The organism is Thermoactinomyces sp. CICC 10522 (genome assembly GCF_016055075.1).
Taxonomy (GTDB): Bacteria; Bacillota; Bacilli; order Thermoactinomycetales; family Thermoactinomycetaceae; genus Thermoactinomyces_A; species Thermoactinomyces_A daqus.
In genome coordinates this window covers 219,513-241,892 of sequence record NZ_JAECVY010000003.1, presented here as the reverse complement: position 1 = coordinate 241,892, position 22,380 = coordinate 219,513, and the positions used below count along the sequence as shown (strand labels likewise).

The window sequence follows — 22,380 nt, the reverse complement described above, 5'->3', positions numbered from 1 at the left end:
TTCAGTATGGATTCAGTTAGGGCTAAGATAATAGAAGCGGAATGACTTCGGTGAAGGTGGTGGATGTAAGATGCACCAGATAAGGGGAATCAGAATATTGGCAGTCGATGATGAGCCGAATATCCTGCAATTTTTGGAGCTCGGCCTGCAAAATGAGGGATTCGAGGTGAGGACGGCCCAAGACGGTATGGAAGCCCTGAACCTCATGAAGCAGTTCCAGCCGCATGTGGTCATCCTGGATGTCATGATGCCCGGGATCGACGGCTTTGAATTATGCCGCATGTTGAAAAAAATGCAGAATGTGGCGGTGATCATGCTCACTGCCAAGGATGAAGTGGATGACAGGGTGAAGGGCCTCACGCTCGGAGCGGATGATTACATGGTGAAACCGTTCAGCTTTGAGGAGTTGTTGGCGCGGATCCATGCCCGGCTCCGCAATCAGTTCCCCGATCTGTTCGGAGAAGTGGTGATCGGGCCGTTTCAGATTGCAGACCGCCGCAAAGAAATCAGGTTCAGGGACCGGGTGTTGGAACTTTCCCCGACGGAGTATGCACTGCTTAAATTTTTGGTTCTCAATCATGGGCTGGTTTTAAGCAAAACGATGATTTTGGAAAAGGTATGGGGTTATGACTTCCAGGGAGATGAAAATATCGTTGAGGTTTATATCCGTTCATTGCGGGCCAAATTGAACGATAAAAATCATGAATTGATCCGGACCTTGCGTGGCTCAGGATATCGGGTTGATCTTTCATGAATCGGAAACTGCGGGATGGCTTACGCACCATTTTTGCCTTTGATTCGCTTAAGATTCAACTCCTGTCCAGGTCATTGCTCGTCCTGGCCGGCTTGCTTATGCTGATCGGGCTTTTTCAGTATGTTTTTATGCAAGGGGTGATCTACAAAAACAAGGCGACCAGCATGCAGAGCCAAATTCTCGCCATTCCCCGCTTTGCCTGGGAGCAACTCGTTACAAACCCCGGCAGTCTGGACATAAATCCGGGAGACGACTTGCATCGCCCGTATTTTCTCATCCCTGACGTCAGTCTGGCTTTTGTTGATATGCAGGGGAATTTCCAGTTTGTCTCCATCAGTCCCGAAAGCGCCGCTCCTCCGAAGTTGGCTGCCGAGCAGTATCTGGATGCGCTGCGCAATGATCCGGAGGCGGATTATCAGGTAACGGCCGGCCCGGACGGGGTGGAGCAATTGCTGGTTCTGCAGCCGATTGTTTCGCATGACCGGGTGCTCGGAGTAGTTCAGGCAAGTACGCCAACCGGCCCGCTCAAGGAGCTGCTGATCCGGCAACTGTTCACCTTTTTGAGCCTCTCCCTCGCAGCGATGCTGGTGGGGTTGCTCGGATTTATGCCTGTGCTCAAACGCACGTTGGTTCCTTTGTTCAATATGGTGAACATAGCCGAACAGATCGATGCGGGCAATTTGGCCAAACGCTTTCCCGCCCGGCAAGGGCAGATGGAGATCGACCGACTGGCGGAATCCTTCAATGGCATGCTGGAGCGGCTGGAGGCTTCTTTTGCGGCAGAAAGGGAAACGAAAGAACAGATGCGCCGCTTTATCGCGGATGCTTCCCATGAACTTCGCACTCCGTTAACCTCGATACACGGTTTTTTGGAAGTGCTGCTGCGCGGTGCGGCCAACAACCCGGAGCAGCTGGACAAAGCCCTGAAAAGCATGCACAGTGAATCGGCACGCCTCAATAAATTGGTTCACGATCTTCTGCTCCTGGCCAAGCTGGATCGGACGCCTCATATGGAGCTTGCAGAAGGATGCCTGGATGCCATGTTGCGGGAGATGGAACCGCAGCTGCACATTCTGGCCGGGAACCGGAGCCTCTGCCTGTCCGTCGAACCCGATCAGAAATGCAAATACGATGCGGATAAAATGAAGCAGGTGATTTTAAATCTGTTTCAAAATGCAGTGCAGCATACCGATCCTGAAACAGGCCATATTCAAATTTCCCTGTCAGGTGAGAAGAATGGAGTCAAATTGTCCGTCCGGGATAATGGCCCGGGGATCGACGAACAGCATCTGCCCCATGTATTTGACCGATTTTACCGTATTGACACGTCCAGGGCCCGCAAACACGGCGGAGCAGGTCTGGGTCTTTCCATCACCAAATCCATTGTTGATGCGCATGGCGGAACCATTCATGTGGACAGCAAGGTGGGAGAAGGAAGCACCTTCACGGTTTGGCTTCCCAAACGTTGACGGCATTCAACCGGCGAATTCAGCTGGATTGAATGCTTTTTTTATGAAAGTTGCTCCGTTTCCCTCTGCCGTTGTGCCTTTTCAGCAAACATTCAGCCAATTCTCAAGCAATATTCAGTTACCCTTAAGCGTCAATTCAGCCAGAGCAGATAAGATAGCAGAGAAATGAAGACAGCGCATGATATCAAACAAAGAGGAGTGAATTCGCAACCATGACAGGACAAACGAAGCAGAGGCTGCGGATCGATTGGCTCTTGATCGTGATTGCCCTGCTGGCTGCTTTTTTGAACATTTTCGATATTTGGAAGGATAGATACGCGAATGCTTACTACACCGCTGCAGTCACCAGCATGCTTCAGAGCTTTCACAATTTCTTCTACGCTTCTTTTGATCCCGGCGGCTACGTGACGGTTGACAAACCGCCGGTCGTGTTCTGGATTCAGACGATGTTCGCTGCTGTTTTCGGGGTTCACGGCTGGAGCGTGATTTTGCCGCAGGCTTTGGCGGGTGTCGGCTCCGTCCTGATGATGTACATACTGGTCAAACCGTCATTCGGAAAAACAGCGGCCCGGCTCGCCAGCCTGGTCATGGCCTGCACACCGGTCGCGGCAGCGATCAGCCGGAGCAATAATATTGACAGCATGCTGGTGTTTGCCCTGCTTCTGGCCACCTGGATGTTGTTCAAAGGAATGCGACGGCAAAAGATTTCCTGGATTTTGGGCGCATTTGCCATGATCGGTGTCGGCTTCAACATGAAGATGCTGGAAGCCTATATGGTCGTACCGGCTATTTATCTCTTTTATCTCCTCGCTTTTAAGAGCGGATGGAAAAAGAAACTGACGGTGTTGGCCGCAGCAACGGTACTTATGGCCGCTGTTTCCCTCTCTTGGGCGGTCGTGGTCGATTCCATTCCGGCAGATCAACGGCCCTATATCGGCAGCAGCCAAACCAATTCCGTGCTGGAGCTCGCTTTCGGATATAACGGAATGAGCCGACTTACAGGAATGCACGGGGGAGGCAAGGGTGCCAGCGGCAAGAGCTGGATGAACGGAGAGCATCTGCGCCAGGCACAGGGGAACGGACGAAACATGGCGGGCGATCAGCATACGGCTCCGAACGGGAAACGGATGCCGGGACCGTTCGGAATGTCCAATGGCAAACCGGGCCAAATGCCCCGATTTGACCGAGCACAAGGCCCGGGATCTGGCGGCATGTTCGGCACCGGGCAACCGGGTCCGCTCCGCCTGTTTCAAAGCGAACTTTCCGGGCAAATCAGCTGGCTCCTGCCCTTTGTCGCCTTTGCCTCAGCAGGTCTGCTTGCCGGTGTTCGCCGTAAAAAGCCGCTTACGGATCAGCAACAAGAAACATTATTCTGGCTCGGCTGGTTGCTTCCGGTGATGGCGTTTTTCAGTGTGGCCGGTTTTTTCCATCAATACTATCTGGTCATGCTGGCTCCGCCGATCGCGGCCCTTACCGGAACGGGCTGGGTGGCGCTGTGGCGGCAATACCGGAACAAGGAGGAATGGAAACGCTGGCTGCTGCCTTCAGGGATTTTGGCGACGACCGCGTTTGAACTGGTGGTGCTTCACCCGTACCAGCAGCAGATCGGTGTCGGCTGGTCGATCGGCATCGGAGCGGCCGGCATCGGCTTGTCACTGGTCTTGTTCGTTGCCGCCAGTGAGAAATGGATCCCCGTCGTGGCCCTTGCCGGCATGCTCGTGCTGCTGGTGGCCCCTTTGTACTGGGCAGCGACCCCGATCATTTACGGTGAAAACAGCATGATTCCGGAGGCCGGACCGGTGCAGCGGGGCTTTGGTCCGGGAATGGCAATGGGGAAACGCTTTGCCAATCCGCAGATGTCTGCCAATCAAGAATCGCGCGAATCTCACCCGTTCTCCTCAGGAAGGACAAGGGGAGGACGCGAGACGCAAATCAACTCCAAATTGCTGCAATATGTGACCAGTCACAATACGGGTGAAAAGTATCTGTTTGCCACGACCAATGCGATGTCAGCCGCCCCGTATATCATTGAAACGGGCAAACCTGTGATGGCGATGGGTGGATTTTCGGGTTCCGACCCGATTCTCACTGTCTCCAAACTGGAAGAGATGGTGAAAACCAAAGAAGTGAAGTTTTTCCTGATTCCTTCCCAAGACGGTTTCAGGGGATTTGGGGACGGCAATGAAAGCAACCGGGTATTCGAGTGGATCCGGGCGCACGGCAAGGAAGTGCCCAAGTCCGAGTGGCAGCCGGACTCATCTCCCGATCACGGATTCCCCATGCACTTTGGCGGCGGGGAAACATTATACGAAATTGAGCAATAAGTAAGGAGGGCCGAACATGAATGAAGCGATTCGCTATTCCATCATCATTCCGGTCTACAATGAAGAAGCCGTTATCCATGAAACGCACCGCCGGCTCACGCAGGTGATGGAATCGCTAGCCGAACCGTATGAATTGCTGTTTGTCAACGATGGGAGCCAGGATCGCACAGAGGAAATCATCACGGAATTAAAAGAGGCTGATCCTCATGTCAAGCTGTTGGATTTCTCGCGCAACTTCGGCCATCAGATCGCAATCACGGCAGGGATGGATCATGCCCTCGGCGATGCGATCGTGATTATTGATGCCGATTTGCAAGATCCGCCCGAACTGATTCCGCAAATGATCGAGAAATGGAAGGAAGGGTATGAAGTCGTCTATGCCAAGCGCTCAAAACGCAAAGGGGAGACGCTGTTCAAAAAGTGGACGGCGGCTCTTTTTTACCGGACGCTCCGCGCGTTGACCGAGGTAAACATTCCGCTCGATACGGGCGACTTCCGCCTGATCGACAGGAAAGTGGCAGAGGCCATGAAGGGCATCCGCGAGAAGAACCGCTTTGTCCGTGGTCTGGTCAGCTGGGTGGGTTTCCGGCAGACAGCGATTGAGTACGTGCGGGATGAGCGGTTTGCCGGGGAAACGAAATACCCGTTGAAGAAAATGTTGCGGTTCTCGATGGACGGGATCACCTCCTTCTCTTATAAACCGCTGAAACTGGCTACATATCTCGGTTTTTTCATTTCCTTCGCCAGCTTTCTCTATCTGTTGGTCTCGCTCGGGGAAAGATTGTTCACGACGAGCACGGTTGCCGGGTGGACGTCGCTGATCGCCTGCGTGCTGCTCCTCAACGGGGTGATTCTGATCATTTTGGGGATTCTCGGCGAGTATGTCGGCAGAATCTATGATGAAACAAAGAACCGTCCCCTCTATATCCTCCGCAACAGGCCGAATGTGGAACAGAGAAAGCAGCAAGAGGTGAAGCAGGGTGTTCGCCCATAAGAAGGAGGCTGTTTTGCTCTTTCGCTTCTGCGCTGTCGGGATGGCCAATACGGCCGTCGATTTCGGCGTCTTCTGCCTGCTGACACTGGGCGGGATGCCGTTCCTTCCCGCTCAGGCATTCTCCTATACGGCCGGGATTGCCAACAGTTTTATCTTGAACCGGAAATGGACGTTTCGCATCAGGCGCAAGACGAACACCCCGGAGTTGATGAAGTTTCTTTTGGTAAACGGTTTTTCACTGCTGGTGTCATCCGGCCTGCTTTATCTCTTGCGCGATGTCAATCATCTTTCGCTTTGGATTGCCAAGCTGGCAGCCACCGGGGGCGGAATGGCGGTCAACTTTATCGGAAGCCGCCTCTGGGTGTTTTCAGGAACCAAAACCAAGGGGAGTGAAGTTTCATGAGGGTAAGGAAAGCAGTCATCCCGGCGGCGGGACTGGGTACGCGATTTCTTCCGGCGACGAAAGCCCAGCCAAAGGAAATGCTGCCGATTGTCGATAAACCCGCCATTCAATATATCGTCGAAGAAGCAGTCCAATCGGGGATTGAAAGCATCATCATCGTCACAGGGAGAAACAAGCGGTCGATTGAGGATCATTTTGACCGTTCCGTGGAGCTGGAACAGACCCTCCGGGACAAAGGGAAAACGGATCTCCTGCAGGAGCTGAAGCAGATTTCTAACATGGCGGCCATTCATTATATCCGGCAAAAGGTGCCGTTGGGGCTGGGGCATGCCATCTTGTGCGCTGAGCAGTTTATCGGGGATGAGCCGTTTGCGGTTCTCCTGGGGGATGACATGATGGTCTCGGAAAAGCCGGCCCTAAAGCAGCTGATCGATGTGTTTGCCGAAGCGGAAACCGAAGTGGTCGGGGTGCAATCGGTGCCGTCGTCAGAAGTGCATAAATATGGCATTATCGATGCCCGCAAACAAAGAGGCAGCGTCTATGAGGTTCGCGATTTGGTCGAAAAACCTTCCCTTCATGAAGCGCCTTCCCGCATGGCGATTATGGGACGTTATATCTTGAAGCCCGCCATCTTCCCGATCTTGCGGACGGTCGGCAGGGGGGCCGGAAATGAAATCCAGTTGACCGATGCCCTGCGGGTAATCTGCAAAAAGAAGCCGATCCTCGCCCGGGAACTGAAGGGAAGCCGCTATGATATCGGAGACAAATTGGGTTACCTGAAAGCCGGCATTGAGATCGGTTTGCGGCGGAAGGAAATGAGAGAGCCGTTTCTCTCCTATCTGGAGGACGTCTTGAAAAGGGAAATGGAGGGAGAGGTGTTACGATGAAATCCGTTTTGGTGACAGGGGGAGCCGGTTACATCGGCAGCCACACTGTTCGGGAATTGAAAAAGCGCCGGATCCATGTGGTCGTGCTGGACAACTTGTCCACCGGACACCGTGAGGCGGTGCAAACCCCTTATTTTTATGAAGGGGATATTGCTGATGAATCGTTAGTAAAAGAGATTGTGCAAAAGCATCGGATCGATGCCGTGATCCATTTTGCCGCCAAAAGTCTTGTCTCTGAATCGGTCAAAAAGCCGGACCTGTATTTCAGGGAAAATACGATGAAATCCTGTTCCTTTTTCGAAACGGTCATCCGCGAAGGAGTCCGGAACATTGTTTTCTCCTCGACGGCAGCGGTTTACGGATCGGCTCACTCCGCCCCGATCAGGGAAGATGACTCTTTGCGGCCTGTCAATCCCTATGGGCAATCCAAGTTGAAAACGGAAAAATATTTGCAATGGGCTGGGGCGAACCGAGGCGTAAAATGGGTCGCCCTGCGTTATTTCAATGCGGCCGGTGCTGCGCTCGACGGGGCGATCGGGGAAGATCATCAGCCGGAGAGCCATCTGATCCCCCTTGTCCTTCAAACCGCACTTGGACAGCGTGAGTCGGTCGCCATCTACGGTGATGATTATCCGACTCCTGACGGAACCTGCATCCGCGACTACATCCATGTTCTCGATCTGGCGGTAGCTCACATTTTGGCTCTTCAGGCGCTTGGTGAAGGCCATCTCCCGCAAAATTGCTATAACGTGGGAACCGGGTCGGGCTATTCCGTCCGTGAGATCATCGACATGGCCGGACGCGTTACCGGAAAGGCGATCCGCAGCACGATCGCTCCCCGCCGGGAAGGAGATCCGCCTATGCTTGTGGCCGACAGCAAGGCCTTACGGGAGCACTTGGGCTGGAAACCTCAATACAGCGATTTGCAGACGATCATAATGAGTGCGTGGAAATGGCATCAAACCCATCCATTTGGCTTTGAAAAAAGGGGATGAAAATCGCGGTGTTTCGTCATAAGTTGCGAATCGGCTTGTTCCTGATCCTGGCCGCATCGATTTTGTTATGTGCCTTCTCCGTATGGAAAGCCCGTGGCGATGCCTCTCAGTCCAATGATCTGCCTCCGGCTGGCCACGCGGGCTGGCACAAACATTCAGGCCACCGGATGCATCAGGCGCACCCGGGCCAAAAGATTCCCGCCAGTCATCCGATGTGGAGAAACGGTGGCAATCCATCACCGGACGGAAAACATTTTTTTGGCAACTTTCGCGGGGCGAATTCCGATCAACGGAAAGAACTTGTGTTTTTCTTTACAGCCTTTTGTTTCTCGGCGCTTTTGCCTTTGCTTGCGATCGTGTTTTCTGCAAAAAGGGAAAGATTGCGCCTCAGCAGCAGAAGGCCTTGTTGTGGAGCTTGTTGGGAGCCGGCTTGTGCTTGAGGGTGGCTCTCGCTCCATGGGTCGGGGGGCAATCGTTTGATCTCAATCTCTTCAAAAGTTGGGCCTTGGCCGCAGCCGAAAACTTCAGTGGATTTTATCTTCATGGTTCCAGCGATTACCCACCCTTGTACATTTACATTTTGTATCTGGTTGGCAAGGCAGTCTCGCTTCCGGCGTTGGGTTCCTATTTTACCCTGTTGATCAAGCTGCCGTCCATCGCGGCCGATTTGCTCACCGCTGCTCTCCTTTACCGGCTGGCCGCCAAGCATCTTTCGGTGGAGACCGACCTTCTGCTGTCGGCGTTTTATCTTTTTAGTCCGGCAGTATTCATCAACTCCACTTTTTGGGGGCAGGTCGATTCCTTCTTCACATGGGTTGTAGTCGTGGCGGTATGGTTGCTGACGGAGAAAAGGGTGTACGGCTCGGCAGCGCTTTTTGCCGCAGCCGTCCTGATGAAACCGCAAGGGATCATCTTTTTGCCTGTTCTGTTATTTGAGCTGGTGCGGCTGAAGAGTGTCAAGCGTTTTTTCATTGCCGCATTTACTGCATTGGCCACGGCTCTGGTCATCATCCTGCCCTTTTCCTTCCGGCAAAGTCCGCTTTGGATTGTCAAACTGTTCGCCGGGACCATCGGGGAATATCCGTATGCCTCAGTCAATGCTTATAACTTCTTCAGTCTGATCGGGGCCAATTACAAGCCGGATACAACCGTGATGTTGTTTTTCAGTTACTATACCTGGGGGATGATTTTCATTGTCCTCATTACCCTTTTCACCGGGTTTCTCTATTACAGAGGACGCAGCGCCAAGCATGCTTTCCTGGCGGCGCTGATTCAGATTGCCGGTGTCTTCACCTTTTCCGTCAGTATGCATGAAAGGTATCTGTTCCCCGCAGTGGCCCTGTCCTTGCTGGCATTTATCTTTCTTAAGGACAAAAGGTTGCTTTGGCTGTCCGTCGGATTGAGTGCCACCAGTTTTATCAACACCGCCACCGTTTTGTACGGCATGACCCGCGGAGGAGTCCCTTATAATGTTCCCATGTTTCTCACCTCGCTTCTGAATGTTGTTCTCTTCATTTTCCTGGCGAAGGCAGGCTGGGATCTGGCAGCGGGAACGAACAAGAAAGAGGATGCTTTGCGCACAAAATGAGGATCTTCATTTTCTCTGATCCATTGCGGCCTTCGTCTGAGATCGAATCGGACACCGCTTTGAGGCACTTGAAATAAAATCCTCAGCAAAAAACGCCGAAAACGCTATTTTAAGGAAGCGATTCGGCGTTTAAATACATCGCTTCTTCACCGTTATTTGCATACTCCGGACAGACTGCCAGCCATCTTCACATCCTTTTGCCATGCTTTCTCTCTCCCTTGATTTTCGGGTGGTGCATACTATTTGCTTCATGCTGAGTGAAACAAGTTTTGAGCTTTGGACAACTTTGTGTGATTCCGCGGCACCGGACTTTTCCTCCTGCATTCAATCGTCCTGTAGTCTCCTCACAGGCAGGGGGATGGTGCCTGAGATCATCCTCGCCCTTGATCTGCGGGGAAATAGGGTTAAGATAGAAGTATGTACTGCGGATGTTGGGTGAGAGGATGTTACGATGAGCAAAACAGTGGTATTGGCAGAAAAGCCCTCCGTGGGCAGAGATATAGCGAAAGTGCTGGGTTGTCACAAACAGGGAAATGGCTATATGGAAGGGGATCAATATGTGGTGACGTGGGCGTTCGGCCATCTGGTCACGTTGGCAGACCCGGAAGCCTATGGAGAGAAATACAAGACCTGGCGGTTGGAAGACCTGCCTCTTCTCCCGGACCGTATGAAGCTGGTGGTGATCAAAAAGACGGCCCGGCAGTTCCAGCAGGTGAAAAATTTGATGTCACGACCGGATGTGAAGCGGATCGTCATCGCCACCGACGCCGGACGCGAAGGGGAGCTGGTGGCCCGATGGATCATCGAAAAAGCCAGGATCAAGAAGCCGGTGAAGCGCCTCTGGATTTCCTCGGTGACGGACAAAGCGATCAAGGAAGGATTTCGGCAGCTGCGAGACGGCAAACAGTACGAAAACTTGTATGCCTCAGCCGTGGCGCGGGCGGAAGCCGACTGGATGGTGGGCATCAACGCGTCGAGGGCTTTGACGTGCAAACATAATGCCAGCCTTTCCTGCGGCCGGGTGCAAACGCCCACCCTGGCGATGATTGCTGCAAGGGAAGAGGAGATCCGGAATTTTCAGCCGAGAGCCTTCTACGGGTTGGAGGCGGTCACGGCCAATGGCCTGAAGTTGGTCTGGCAGGACGGCAAAACCAAAGACTGGCGAAGTTTTGCCAAAGAGAAATGCGAGCGTCTACTTTCCCGGTTAACGGGGCAAGAAGCGATCGTCACCGAAGTGAAAAAGGCGAAGAAAAAAAGCTATGCACCCCCGCTCTATGATTTGACGGAATTACAGCGGGAGGCAAACCAGCGCTTCGGTTTTTCCGCGAAAGAAACACTGTCCGTCCTGCAAGGGTTGTATGAAAATCATAAGGTGTTGACTTATCCGCGAACCGATTCCCGTTATCTTTCCACCGATATCGTCGACACTCTGAAGGACCGGCTGGAGGCTTGCGGGGTCGGCCCGTACCGCAAGCTGGCCCACCAGGCTTCCCGATCGCTGAAGCCAAACAAACGCTTCGTGGATAACAGCAAGGTTTCCGACCATCATGCGATTATTCCGACCGAAGAACCGGTCTTTTTGGACAAACTGAGCGCCAAGGAGAAAAAGATTTACGACCTCGTCGTCAAACGTTTCCTTGCCGTGATGTTTCCGCCCTTTGAGTATGAGCAGACCACCGTTCAGACAAATATCGGCGGCGAGACCTTCATTGCCCGCGGAAAAGTGATCCGGGCGCAGGGATGGAAACAAGTTTACGGTGACCAGTGGCAGGAGGAGGAGCAAACCGAAGGGATGCCGGAGCAGATTCTGCCCGAAATCAAGGAAGGAGATCGTCTGGCGATCCGGTCTGTCAAATTGACCCGGGGAGAGACCAAACCGCCGGAACCGTTCACGGAAGGAAGCTTGATCGCCGCCATGGAGAATCCCGGAAAATATATGGGAAATCAGCGGAAAGATTTGCTCAGGACGCTGGGGGAAACGGGCGGGCTGGGAACGGTGGCCACCCGCGCGGACATTATTGAGAAGCTGTTTGACAGTTTCCTGATCGAGAAGAAAGGCAAGCATATTGCCATCACATCCAAGGGAAAACAGCTGCTCGACCTGGTTCCTGAGGAGCTGAAGTCGCCCGCTTTGACCGCCGAATGGGAGCAGAAGCTGGGCGCCATTGCCAAAGGGAAATTAAACAAGGAATCCTTCCTTGCCGAAATGAGAGAATATGCGCAGGCGGTTGTCCGGGAGATCAAAGAGAGCGAAAAAAACTTTAAACACGATAACCTCACAACCAGCCGCTGCCCTGATTGCGGCAAACGGCTGTTGGAAGTCAGCAGCAAAAAAGGGAGAATGCTCGTTTGCCAGGATCGCGCTTGCGGTTACCGCAAAGGAATTGCCCGCGTGACCAATGCGCGCTGTCCGGAATGCCGGAAAAAGCTGGAGCTGCGCGGAGAAGGGGATGGGCGGATTTTTGTGTGTGCTTGCGGCTACCGCGAAAAATACGCTTCCTTCCAGGAACGCAAAAGCAAGGAAAAAAAGAGCATGGTTTCGCGAAAAGAGATTTCCAGGTATCTGAAACAGCAGGAACGGCAGAAGGATGAGGGAAATCCCGCGTTGAAAGAAGCATTGGCCAAATGGTTTCAGCAGAATGAGTGAAGAATTTATGCCTTCTCAAGTGATCGCTTGGGAAGGCATTTTTTTAAGACAAAAAGATTTACAAACGTCTGTTCGTATGGTATCATAATTTTGACAACAAGAATTCACAAAAAGGAGAGCGAAGATGGCCAAAATAACAGAGAGAAGCACCAAGGCAACCATTTTGGCAGCACTTCGGGAAGCGGAAAAAAGAATCGCTGAACTGGAAAAAGGGAAACTGGACCCTGTAAGTGAAACTCAGGCGAAAAAAACGGCAGAAACCATCAAAAAAGCGGACAATCTCATGGAAGAGAACATCGACGTCAAAATTATGGACTTGTCCAAATCGGTCACCCGATTGCTGAGTAAAATCAGCGAGGACATTCTCGAGCAGACGCAAAACCTGAAAACGGTAAAAGAAGCCATTTCCATGAAAGAAGCTGAATTGAAGGAACTGTACGGGATTGAAAAACAGGCCCATACCCTGGCTGCACTGGTCAACGCCCATCAGGAACTGAAGTTGTCGCAAGAAAAAGAGTTGGCAGAAGAGAAAGAAAAAGCTTCCTCCGAACTGGCCGAGATCCTCAAACAAATCGAAACAGCTCGCAAAGAGCATGAATCGCTCCTCAAGGAACAAAAAGAGAAACTGGCGCAATTGAAAAAAAGGGAAGAAGAAGAGTTTAAATACGAGTTCGCCAGACATAAAAAACAAGCGCACGACCAACTGGAAGACGAATTGGCCAGCAAGCGGAAAACGTTTGAAGCGGAATTGGAAAAAAGGAAAAAAGAGTTGGATACATATAAGAAATCGCTCGACGAGCGCGAAGAAAAAATTCAAAAACGGGAAGAAAAAATGGAGGAGCTGGAAGCTGAAGTAGCCTCCATCCCAGACAAAATCGCCCAAGTGAAAAAAGAGGCCAAGGAAAAGGCAGATGCGGAAATGAAGAAAGTCTTGGCCATTCGCGAAGCGGCGTTCAAAAAAGAAGTGGAAGCGGACAAACGGATTCTGGAAAAGGAACGGGACAACCTCAAAAATCAATTGCAAATGGCCAACGAAACGATCGCCACATTGCAGGCGAAGCTGGATGAAGCATACAAACGAATTCAGGAGATGGGGATTCAGATGGTGTCCAGCTCCAATGAATCCAAAACCTTTGATAAAATCGCAGCTTTGGTGTCGGAGAAAAACAGCAAATAAGTTTGGAAGAAAGAGGGAGTTCAAGGCTTCCTCTTTTTTTGTCCCCCTTCTTCATTGATACATGGAGAAGATGATCTTTTCTTCCCTGTCCGACAAATCAAACTTGATATGTTTAATCTTGTCTTCATCCAAAGGTTCTTTTTGAATCGGGATCCTGTATTTCAGCAGTTGATGATAAACCCGGTTCAGTCCGTTTACATCCGTGGCTAATACACTTCTCATGCCCACTGTGCACACTTCCCCGTCATGAAAGTGAAGATCAAAATAGACATGGGGATGTCCCTTGTCCAAGGATGTGTCCAGAACGGCATACTTGATGTCATTCCATCGATAGGCTTTTCCGTCCAATACGATTTGATCCTCCTTCAGATACGGACCATCGGCAAATGTAGAGTGGTAGTAAAACACAAGCAACAGGATGACGACAAGGCAACCGATACAAAATTTACGCGCCTTCAGCAGGGAGCCGATAAATGTAAGTACAATGGTCAAGCCGATGAATATGATCGGAATCACATCGGGTTCGTAAATCCAAATGTGGTTTTTCGGGGCGTAAGTGAGCTTCGGCCAGGCGTATAAACCGGCTCCGACCCCGAGCGCCAGGAGGAAGACCAGAATCGCTTTTAAATTCGTCAGATCCTCTTTTTCAGGTGGATCGCTGTTCATGTGTGTCATTTTTTAGATCCTCCCATAACTTATTTACAAATTTCGAAATCGCTTTTTGCAAGGAGGAAAACCCTTTTTTCAAACAGCCCCTTTTGTTTTGTCAACAATTTGGCATAAGTGAATGAGGAAATTTAGGCTTCGATATAAGACTCCTTTTCACATTTGTTAATCAAACAATCAAGTTCTCCTGCTTTTCTTTATTCATTTCTATTAAAAAATCCTGGTTGTTTCAAGGATGAGTGATGTGAGTCCAAGCGCAATAAAGCAGTAACATCAGGGAGGTTTGTGATCCTTTTTTAATATTTTGAAAAAATAACCGGACCTTTTCTGGACAAGTGTAACCGGTGTTTCTGTAGTTTACGGTCCAATTTGTGACAAGTGAAGCGATCCTGATCCCCTTTCCGTCATGCATCGCTCTCTCAATCCTGTCCAATGATCCGGCAGCCTTTTTAACTTAATCTCCTTGCCTTCCTGGTCACCAAGCGATATAATGCAGTTAAATCATGAACAAATAATAATTTTGTTCATATGTTCATAAAAAGGGGATAAACCATAAGAGAGGAATGACCATGCGCGGATTCAGTGAAGCGGAAAAAGAACAAATCAGACAAAAACTGTTCGAAGTGGGGTGTGAGCTCTTCGGGACCTATGGCCTGAAAAAAACGGGTATCCGGGAAATCGCCCGGGAGGTGGGGATTTCACAGGGGGCTTTTTATCTTTTCTTCCCTTCCAAAGAGGCATTATACTTCGCCATCCTTGAGCGAGAAGAGGAGAAGATCAAAACCAGGCTCTTGGAAACAGCGATGAAAGAGGAGTCAAGTGGTTTTGAACGAGTGAAAAACCTGCTTTTGGAAGGATTGAAACAAGTTTATGAAAACAAGATTGTTCGCCGGCTCTATATGGAAAAGGAATATATGCCAAAGCTCCCCCTTGAATTGTTGGAAAATCACAACAAACGGGATCTGTACGATTTGACGCCGCTGGTGGATGCGTGGGCACGGGAAGGAATCATCCGCCCGGAAAAGCCGGAATTGATTGCGGGGATGATTCGCGCGTTTTTCCTTCTTCCCATCCACCAGCGGGAAATCGGGGAGGACGTGTTTCCCGAGACGATGGAAAAACTGGCGGAAAGCATCGCCTTATATCTGACCACCGGTGCAGAGAAAGGGGAGGCGCATCGTGATTGAAGTAAAGGGGCTCACTTACCGCTACCCAGGCACGGAAAAAACGGCACTCCGCGATGTGTCGTTCACCGTTTCCCGCGGGGAAATCTTCGGCTTCCTCGGCCCTTCCGGGGTGGGCAAAAGCACTTTGCAAAAGGTGATGATCGGCATTCTGAAAGATTATGCTGGCAGTGTAAAAGTGGAAGGGCAAGAGCTGCGCGAAACGGGTGCGGAATACCTTGAAAAGATCGGAGTGGCGTTTGAGACGCCCTATTTCTACCACAAATTCACCGCACTCGAAAACTTGCGTTTTTTTTCTTCCCTCTATCGAAATAAAACGCTTTCCCCGGTGGATTTGCTGAAACAAGTGGGCTTATCGGACGCTGTCCATCAACGCGTATCCAGCTTTTCCAAAGGGATGAAAACACGGCTCAATGTCTGCCGCGCTTTTCTGCATGATCCGGAATTGGTATTCCTGGATGAGCTGACATCCGGCTTGGATCCGGTCAGCACGGAAGCGGTAAAAAAGTTGATATTGGAGAAGAAAGCAGAGGGGAAAACCATTCTCCTCACCACCCACCATATGGCCATCGCTGAAGAACTGTGCGACCGAGTAGCCTTAATCGTGGACGGGAAGATCGCGTTAATTGATGCGCCGCGGGTGATGAAACTGAAGTACGGGCGCAAAATGGTGCGCGTCGAATACCGAGACGGGGATCGATTGCTGGCGCGGGAGTTTCCGCTGTCGGGTCTTGCCCAAAATGACGCCTTTCTCCGCCTGCTGTCCCATGACGGTTTGGAGACCATCCACACCCAAGAAACTACGCTTGAACGAATTTTTATCGCCGTCACGGGGAGGAAGTTGGCATGAGGTGGTCAAAGGCCTTGATCCAAGACGTTCGCTTCCAGTGGCGCCATGGTTTCTATGCCGTTTATGCCATCATCAGCACGCTGTATATCCTTTTCCTGCGCTTCGTTCCGGAAAAATACCAAGAAGATTTGACCATCACTATTTTGTACAGCGATCCTTCTTTTTTGGGGTTTTATTTCGTCGGAGGAATTGTGCTGTTGGAAAAAGTGCAAAAGATTTTGCAGCCGTTGTGGGTGACGCCGCTCCGCTTGTCAGAATATTTAAGCGCGAAATTGGTTTCACTGGCGTTTCTCTCCAGCTTGTCCAGTATGACCATTGCGATGGGGGTTCACGGCTTCAGCGGAAAAAGCCTTCTCATGGTCATTGGCATTTTCTTCAGTTCCATCTGTTTCACCTGCTGGGGCATGATACTGGTTGTGCATGTACAGACAATCAACGCTTTTCTTGTAGGTTCACAAGTTTTTTTGCTCCCGATCGCTCTCCCTCTGCTGGGATATTGGGGATTGGCGGGCGGGTTGTGGGCCGATATCTGGCCGGGAAGCGCTGCTTTCAGCCTCCTGGAATGGGCCCTGTCCAAGCCTTTCGTTTCTTTTCCGCTGCGTGATTTTCTTCTGCTCATCGCGTGGTGTGCAGTTTCATTCTATGGGGCGAAACGCTCGCTATTTCAAGCATTCACAAAAGAATGGGGAGGGGTGCGGGCATGACCCGATGGCTGTATCTTATTCTCGGGGATGTGCGGCGGTTGCGACATGATTGGGTTTTGCTGATGTCGTTCGCCTCCCCTCTTTTTCTCTTGATCTTCGTTTGGGTCGTCCTTCCTTGGATGGAATGGGGTGTTCAGCACGTATTCCATTTCTCCATCCGGCCCCATTTGGATTTCATTATGAGTTTTCTCGCACTCGTCACTCCGATGACGATCGGAATGCTGGCCGGTTTCCTGTTGCTGGATGACCGCGATGAGGGCATGTTGTTGGTGTTGGCGGTCACTCCAATGACGAAGAGGGGATATCTGGTGTATCGATTGGTTTTACCCGTTTTACTTGGTTTTTTCTTCACGGGGGCCTTCATTCTGCTCGCAAACCTTGTCCAATTCGATTCCGCACGTTTGCTTCCCTCCCTCTTGATGTTGTCATTGGAAGCGCCGCTCGCCACATTGTTCCTGGGCGCCTGGGCGCAAAACAAAGTGGAGGGGTTGGCCATTTCCAAGTTGATGGGGCTTTCCTTTTTTGGGCCCGTCGCCGTGTGTTTTCTCCCGCCGCAGTGGCAATGGGCTGCGTGGTGGCTCCCCACTTACTGGGCCTCTGCAGCTTTTTTATCGGGATTGCCTGCGGGACAGCATTTTTTTGTTGCGCACGGGATGGGATTCGTGATCCATGGTTTGTGGATGTGGGTGGCTTATCGGATGTTCATTCGTCGAGTGGAATAGATTGGCCGGAAACTGTGAGGCGACTTAAGTAGTTCTCCGATTTGAGAATCGATAGCAGAATAAAATCCTTCAAATGGTCGATGGTTTGTTTCTCCAAAGGTGATAGATGATTTGACTATAAAGAAAAAAGCTGCCCTTTTGTCGGGGGCAGTTTTAATGATCCCGGGGAACAGCGGTGCTTCATAACCAGGGGCGAAAATAATGCCTGAGCAGTTACTGTGTCGGCAGATTTACATTCGTTCTTCACTAATCAACAGCTTTGCTCAACCCTTTTTCTGAAGGTGTCGTGTGGCGATGATTAAACCTGATGGTTTCCGGCATCCGCCCCGGGGTATATTCCTGATTTGTGCATGGCGGGGATCATGACGGGAATGACGCCGATCAAGAGGTTGATGATGACCGGGCATTTTCCCTGATCGTGTCCGTCAATTCCTTAAAGCTTTTGCCGCTGACATCATCGGGGAAGTTCGTTTCCCCTTCCATCTGGATGTTAATCTCTTTTCCGTTTGCTTTCACCATCTGGGGACTGAACGCTTCCGGCTGTTTCAACACAGCTTGATCCTGATCGTTGAACTTGATTTCATAGTTGGCAAATGAGCCGGAGTAGGTGTTTTCCATATAGGGGTATTTGTCCAGAAAAAGAATGTATTTTATACCCGTTTCCGGCTTGAGAAAAGTGGAATTGGGGACATGGATATCCAATGGCTGGCCATTCTCATCCTTCAGTTCCTTTATCTCCTGGCTGTAAACTTTATGAATCAGGATGGACTCGTTCGTGATCGTCCCTTTTAAGACCTGATCCACTTTGAATTCGTATACCTTGGCTTCATCGTAGACATCTTTGGCCGGTTCGGCAGGGTTTTGCACGTCCCTCGCCGCATTCACGGATGTTACGTATTTTATATAATGACCAACTACAATGAATGGGGCCTTCTCTGTCATATCTTTCAGATCTTTGGCGACGATCAGGTCGTCAGCACCGATGTGAATGGTGGGAACCCCTGTTGCCGGTAAATTCGAACAGCCGGAAAGTGAAAGAAGACTGATCATCACAACAACCGCCAAAATGATCCTTTTTTTCATTTCAAGTCCTCCGTGATTGATCAAAATAATCTTTAATCTTCGGACGTTTTTACTGCGGATTATGTTTCAGCTAATAGAGATTATTCACCCCGTTGATATCGTCCGTTTGCGGGGTGTACATGGAATAGCGATTCCGGCTGGTGTTCATGATGGCGGGATTATTGGTATGGGCCAGTCCCAGGATGTGCCCCAGTTCATGGTTTGCCGTGCTGCGGGCAGGAGTAAATTCATGCGTGAGCGAATAATATCGGTTAATCTTGGATACCCAGGAAGTGACACAGCCGAGCAAGTTAGTATACCAAATCGAGTTTCCGTACTTCCCGTCTTTTTCGCTGTATGTGTCCAATGCGCCCGAAGCATCGGAACCGCCATTGACATAGCGACGGGCATTTTGACTGTTGTTCCAGTCCGTCAAAGCTTGTTGAAATGCATTTTGGAAGACCGCCTCGCCGTTCAGGAGTGTTCCCCCCCAGCGCCATTCCACATAGTAGTTACACTGTTCGGAACCTGTATAGCTGTAAGCGAAACCATTCAGCGGAAAAAGGATGAGGGTCAACATCAGCATCACAAGTCCAGGAGAGAATCTTTTTCTTTTCATTTCTTACCTCCTGAAATTCTATGCGATATATAATTTGTAATAATTTAATTATAACAATAATTATGCAAAATTAAAAATCATTTATTCAGAAGAGTGTGTTTCTGATATTTGTGGACGGCGACTAGACACGAAAAACTTTCTTGTTTTTCGGCATTTTCTTCTCCAACGTTTTTGCAAAAATGCCGGCAAAAAATTTTTGGGTTCCAGAGCAAACCGTGTAATTTCAGAAGAAAACAGTGTAAATTGTCAAAAAGAAAAAATATTGACAAATATGTTAACGAACAGGAATTTACCGAATTTGGGTTGAATACCAGTATATAGAACGGGAGGTGGCATGAGTGATTGTAGCATTTTTGCACTTGGTTGCTGGATTGCTTGTTATTCTGTAAGTTGGAACTGGAAAATTCAGAATTAACTCATAGAACGGGAGGTCATCAGGATGATCGTAGCACTTTTGCACTTGTTTGCCGGCTTGGCCGTTATCCTGTAGATTGAAAATTGGAAATTGCGATACAAAAGCTCCTCGAAAGCTCCTCATTTGCGAGGAGCTTTTGTGTTGGATCCGGGTTGTATTGGACAGGGACCGAGATGCTGAATTGCCGGGTTAGTTGATCACCATTCGCTTCAGCCGGGAGATGATGTTTAAACTGAAAAACAGCAGGATCAATAAATAGACCAGAAGCGCGACATTCGCCCGGAACCCGTCGCTCATGGCGAAACTGTCGTAAACGCCGTGAAAAAAAGCGGGAATGGCAAAGGCAGCGGAGAGCCGGCTCCGTCCCATTTTGGCCCGGGAGAAATAATAGCCCATGATGATGCCAAAAAACATATGCCCGGGAATGGCTGTAACTGAGCGCAAAAAAGCAGTGGCCAGGCCGTAACTGGACACGTACAGTATATTTTCCACCATGGCAAACCCGAGCGAGACGGCCACAGCATAAACAACGCCGTCAATCGGTTCGTCAAATTCACGATGGCGGTAGATTCCTTTATAGAAAAAAAGCGCTTTTAATAGTTCTTCCACCGCACCCGCCACGAAGAACGCCGTCAGCAAAATGCCAACCAGGCTTTGCGGATTGGGGCTTAACGCTTTGGTGATCAGCAGATGCCGTTCGATCAAAGCGGCAGGCAGCGGCACAAGGGCTCCCATTACAAATAAGCGCAACACATGCCGTTTCGGCTCCGGATGGAGTTGATCCCACTTGTAGATCCAGATCATCAACAAGACGGCGGGAATGACAGCGCTAAACAACAGGATGAACAAGCCAACACCTCCTGACGGGGATGATGTGGATGAAACGGTAAAAGGGGGGATTAAACCTGACAGTATCTGTGATGGTTTTGTAAATCATGCAAAATCAACGGTAGTATGCCCGATTTTGCCGTTGCCATTTCCTGCATGATGCGGATCAACATCAAGTCGGTTAAATCGTTGAGTTCCGGGTCCGGGGAAGATCCGATGACTTGAACCATTAAAAAAACCGCTTTCCCGGGAATCGCGGAAAAGCGGTTTTTTCTGGTCAGTCGCAGGAATATTCCATGGCCAGAGCGTTGCTGACCTGGCCGTATTCGGAAGCATGCGGCCTGTCATCGCCGTCCGAATATCCGTAATCAAGCATGCGGTTGCGATTGAGGCAGAGTTTGGTGAACTTGGGTTTGAGCAGATCAAACAGCTCATACCGCTCTTTCCAGTCCGGAAAACGGTTCTGGTAGCGGATGATCGTGTCCCGGACCATGCCCCAGAATTTTGCTTCCGGGAACTGATGATGGATTTCGAGCAGATCGGACAGATAGCGGAAATGGCAGATAAACAAACCGGTGAAAATAAATTGGCAGAGTCCTTCCGGCGGCTCGCTGCGCAATACCTCTTTAAGGTCTGCCGGCAGATCCGACAATTCCGGGAGCGGATGGCGGCTGACATTGACATCATCGACAAAATCTTTCACGGCCAGGCGACGGGGAGCGGAATCTTTCAGCACGAGAATCGTATTTTGCCCGTGAGGGGAGAAGACAACCCCATAACGATACAAATAATGGAGCAGGGGAGGAAGGAGGACAGAGAATAAGCGATTCAACCACTCCTCCAGGGTTAATCCCGACTGCTTCACGAGGGAGGAAACGTAGGGATTGCCTTTCCCGTCCACATAAAGGAGCGAAGCGAGCGTGACCGGTTTTTCATCTTCCTCTACATACGAATAGATGCTTTCGCGCCAAATCGCGCCCAGTAATTCCAGGTATTGATAAGGAGCTCCGGTCAGTTTGGAAAAATAGGGATGATCATAGTTTAAGCTGGCGATTTCCCCGGGCAGGATCATCCGGCATTCCTCTTTTAAAAACCGGTCTTTCTCCCAGATTCCTTTGATGTATTCCGTGATCTTGGGGGCGAGAACGGTTCGTTCTCCCGGAAGACCACGGTAGACGAGCGTATTCAGAATGCTCATCGGCAATTTGAGATGATGCCGCCGCTTATGGCTGATATTGACAAAGGTGCGGATCGACTGTTGGGGCAGATACCGGTCTTCTCCTTCTCCGAGAAAGATGATCGAGCGGTTGGCCAACTCTTCACCGAATAACGGGACGATATAATGATTCCACTGCCAGTCGTGAACCGGCATGAAGAAGTATTCCTGGGGATCGGTTCCCTGCTCTGCCAGCTGCCGTTGAAACCGGGCAAATTGTTCACCGAGCTCTTGTTTCAGCAAATCCTCATGGCTCAGGCCGGATACGGCGTGAAATTCCGCCTTTTGACGGTGGACGGCGATCCAGGAAAGCCGGACGGGCCGCTTTTGCTCAGGTGCATAGGCAAGGTAATCATCATAGCCGAACCCGATGCGTCCTTTGTTATAGGTAATCCAGGGATGGCCTTCCATTTCTCCTTCCAATTCCGCGTAATCGAGTGTGGTCACGTCGGCTTTTTGATCTTGTTTTTTATGGAGGAGATGAGCGTCTGCCATCAAGGTGTGATTGTATTCGCGAATCAGATGTCCGGTGGTCTCAGGCGACATGCCGACCGTATCCTGTATGTCGAGCAGAAACTGAATCGGACTCACTGCCGGATGGATTGCATCCGCTTCATGCCGCATGATGCTGCCGGAATCGACACGGTAACTGCCAAAGGGGCGTTCTTTTGCGGAAAAGGTGTAGGTCACCCCGTTTTTCAGGGAGAGGCGGTAGGTGCCGAACTCTCCCGCCTGCTCAATCGATTCCGGCGAAATGATTTCTTCGTACATAAATTCGGAGATCATCTTGGTCAGCAGATTGCGTGAGACGATTTCCCAGGATTTCGGATTGAATACCGAGGGTACGATTGTGGTTTGATCTTTCATGCGAGACAC

The 22,380-nt window shown here is 50.5% G+C and carries 19 protein-coding genes; 14 read left to right on the top strand and 5 right to left on the bottom strand.

Translation table 11 applies throughout. The features are described 5' to 3' along the window. Positions 1-70 precede the first annotated feature (70 nt). The 10 genes from I8U18_RS07415 (at position 71) to I8U18_RS07370 (ending at position 13,238) form a co-directional block, all read left to right on the top strand. On the top strand, positions 71-754 hold the full coding sequence (locus I8U18_RS07415) for a response regulator transcription factor (RefSeq protein ID WP_033100881.1): 684 nt from the start codon (positions 71-73) through the stop codon (positions 752-754). Continuing rightward, positions 751-2,223, top strand: coding sequence for a sensor histidine kinase (locus I8U18_RS07410; RefSeq protein WP_198055475.1), 1,473 nt, complete (start codon positions 751-753; stop codon positions 2,221-2,223). The genes I8U18_RS07415 and I8U18_RS07410 overlap by 4 nt, the downstream gene beginning before the upstream one ends. A 212-nt stretch (positions 2,224-2,435) precedes the next feature. Further along, the gene (locus I8U18_RS07405) at positions 2,436-4,547 is read left to right on the top strand and encodes an ArnT family glycosyltransferase (RefSeq protein ID WP_198055474.1); all 2,112 of its coding nucleotides are present in this window, start codon (positions 2,436-2,438) and stop codon (positions 4,545-4,547) included. Positions 4,548-4,563: 16 nt separating this feature from the next. Next, entirely contained in the window at positions 4,564-5,541 is a 978-nt protein-coding gene (locus I8U18_RS07400) for a glycosyltransferase family 2 protein (RefSeq protein WP_198064640.1), read from the top strand. After that, positions 5,528-5,944 carry a GtrA family protein gene (locus tag I8U18_RS07395; RefSeq protein WP_033100884.1) on the top strand — a complete coding sequence of 139 codons (417 nt, stop codon included), beginning with the start codon at positions 5,528-5,530 and terminating at the stop codon, positions 5,942-5,944. The genes I8U18_RS07400 and I8U18_RS07395 overlap by 14 nt, the downstream gene beginning before the upstream one ends. Then, positions 5,941-6,831, top strand: coding sequence for a UTP--glucose-1-phosphate uridylyltransferase GalU (gene galU, locus I8U18_RS07390; RefSeq protein ID WP_198055471.1), 891 nt, complete (start codon positions 5,941-5,943; stop codon positions 6,829-6,831). The genes I8U18_RS07395 and galU overlap by 4 nt, the downstream gene beginning before the upstream one ends. Continuing rightward, a complete protein-coding gene (gene galE, locus I8U18_RS07385) occupies positions 6,828-7,826 on the top strand; it encodes a UDP-glucose 4-epimerase GalE (RefSeq protein WP_198055470.1) in 999 nt (332 codons plus the stop codon). Before galU ends, galE begins: the two co-directional genes overlap by 4 nt. 406 nt (positions 7,827-8,232) lie before the next feature. After that, positions 8,233-9,414: a glycosyltransferase 87 family protein gene (locus I8U18_RS07380; RefSeq protein ID WP_160173849.1), complete on the top strand. Its 1,182-nt coding sequence runs from the start codon at positions 8,233-8,235 to the stop codon at positions 9,412-9,414. A 451-nt stretch (positions 9,415-9,865) separates the two neighbouring features. Then, the gene (locus I8U18_RS07375) at positions 9,866-12,061 is read left to right on the top strand and encodes a DNA topoisomerase III (protein ID WP_198064639.1); all 2,196 of its coding nucleotides are present in this window, start codon (positions 9,866-9,868) and stop codon (positions 12,059-12,061) included. A 124-nt stretch (positions 12,062-12,185) separates the two neighbouring features. After that, positions 12,186-13,238 (top strand): coiled-coil domain-containing protein, encoded by a 1,053-nt coding sequence (locus I8U18_RS07370; protein WP_198064638.1) that lies wholly within the window; start codon positions 12,186-12,188, stop codon positions 13,236-13,238. Between the two features lie 51 nt (positions 13,239-13,289). Here the strand turns inward: I8U18_RS07370 and I8U18_RS07365 are convergent, their stop codons facing one another. Next, a complete protein-coding gene (locus tag I8U18_RS07365; protein WP_198064637.1) occupies positions 13,290-13,913 on the bottom strand; it encodes a hypothetical protein in 624 nt (207 codons plus the stop codon). Positions 13,914-14,473: 560 nt separating this feature from the next. On the opposite strand from I8U18_RS07365, the gene I8U18_RS07360 reads away from it, so the two are divergent. Genes I8U18_RS07360 through I8U18_RS07345 form a run of 4 tightly spaced genes read left to right on the top strand, consistent with a single transcriptional unit; the run spans position 14,474 to position 17,364 of the window. After that, a complete protein-coding gene (locus I8U18_RS07360) occupies positions 14,474-15,091 on the top strand; it encodes a TetR/AcrR family transcriptional regulator (protein ID WP_198064636.1) in 618 nt (205 codons plus the stop codon). Then, positions 15,084-15,938 carry an ABC transporter ATP-binding protein gene (locus I8U18_RS07355; protein ID WP_198064635.1) on the top strand — a complete coding sequence of 285 codons (855 nt, stop codon included), beginning with the start codon at positions 15,084-15,086 and terminating at the stop codon, positions 15,936-15,938. The genes I8U18_RS07360 and I8U18_RS07355 overlap by 8 nt, the downstream gene beginning before the upstream one ends. Beyond that, positions 15,935-16,642 (top strand): fluoroquinolone export ABC transporter permease subunit, encoded by a 708-nt coding sequence (locus tag I8U18_RS07350; protein WP_198055465.1) that lies wholly within the window; start codon positions 15,935-15,937, stop codon positions 16,640-16,642. Before I8U18_RS07355 ends, I8U18_RS07350 begins: the two co-directional genes overlap by 4 nt. After that, a complete protein-coding gene (locus I8U18_RS07345) occupies positions 16,639-17,364 on the top strand; it encodes a hypothetical protein (protein WP_033101028.1) in 726 nt (241 codons plus the stop codon). The genes I8U18_RS07350 and I8U18_RS07345 overlap by 4 nt, the downstream gene beginning before the upstream one ends. 381 nt (positions 17,365-17,745) lie before the next feature. Here the strand turns inward: I8U18_RS07345 and I8U18_RS07340 are convergent, their stop codons facing one another. The 4 genes from I8U18_RS07340 to I8U18_RS07325 form a co-directional block, all read right to left on the bottom strand. Further along, positions 17,746-18,447, bottom strand: a complete 702-nt coding sequence (locus I8U18_RS07340) for a hypothetical protein (protein WP_033101029.1) — start codon at positions 18,445-18,447, stop codon at positions 17,746-17,748. 70 nt (positions 18,448-18,517) lie between these two features. Continuing rightward, positions 18,518-19,045 (bottom strand): matrixin family metalloprotease, encoded by a 528-nt coding sequence (locus I8U18_RS07335; RefSeq protein ID WP_052154191.1) that lies wholly within the window; start codon positions 19,043-19,045, stop codon positions 18,518-18,520. A gap of 604 nt (positions 19,046-19,649) precedes the next feature. Continuing rightward, positions 19,650-20,309: a PrsW family glutamic-type intramembrane protease gene (locus I8U18_RS07330; RefSeq protein ID WP_033101030.1), complete on the bottom strand. Its 660-nt coding sequence runs from the start codon at positions 20,307-20,309 to the stop codon at positions 19,650-19,652. A gap of 256 nt (positions 20,310-20,565) precedes the next feature. Further along, complete coding sequence (locus I8U18_RS07325; protein WP_033101031.1) at positions 20,566-22,371, bottom strand: IucA/IucC family protein; 1,806 nt, start codon at positions 22,369-22,371, stop codon at positions 20,566-20,568. Between the last annotated feature and the right edge of the window lie 9 nt (positions 22,372-22,380).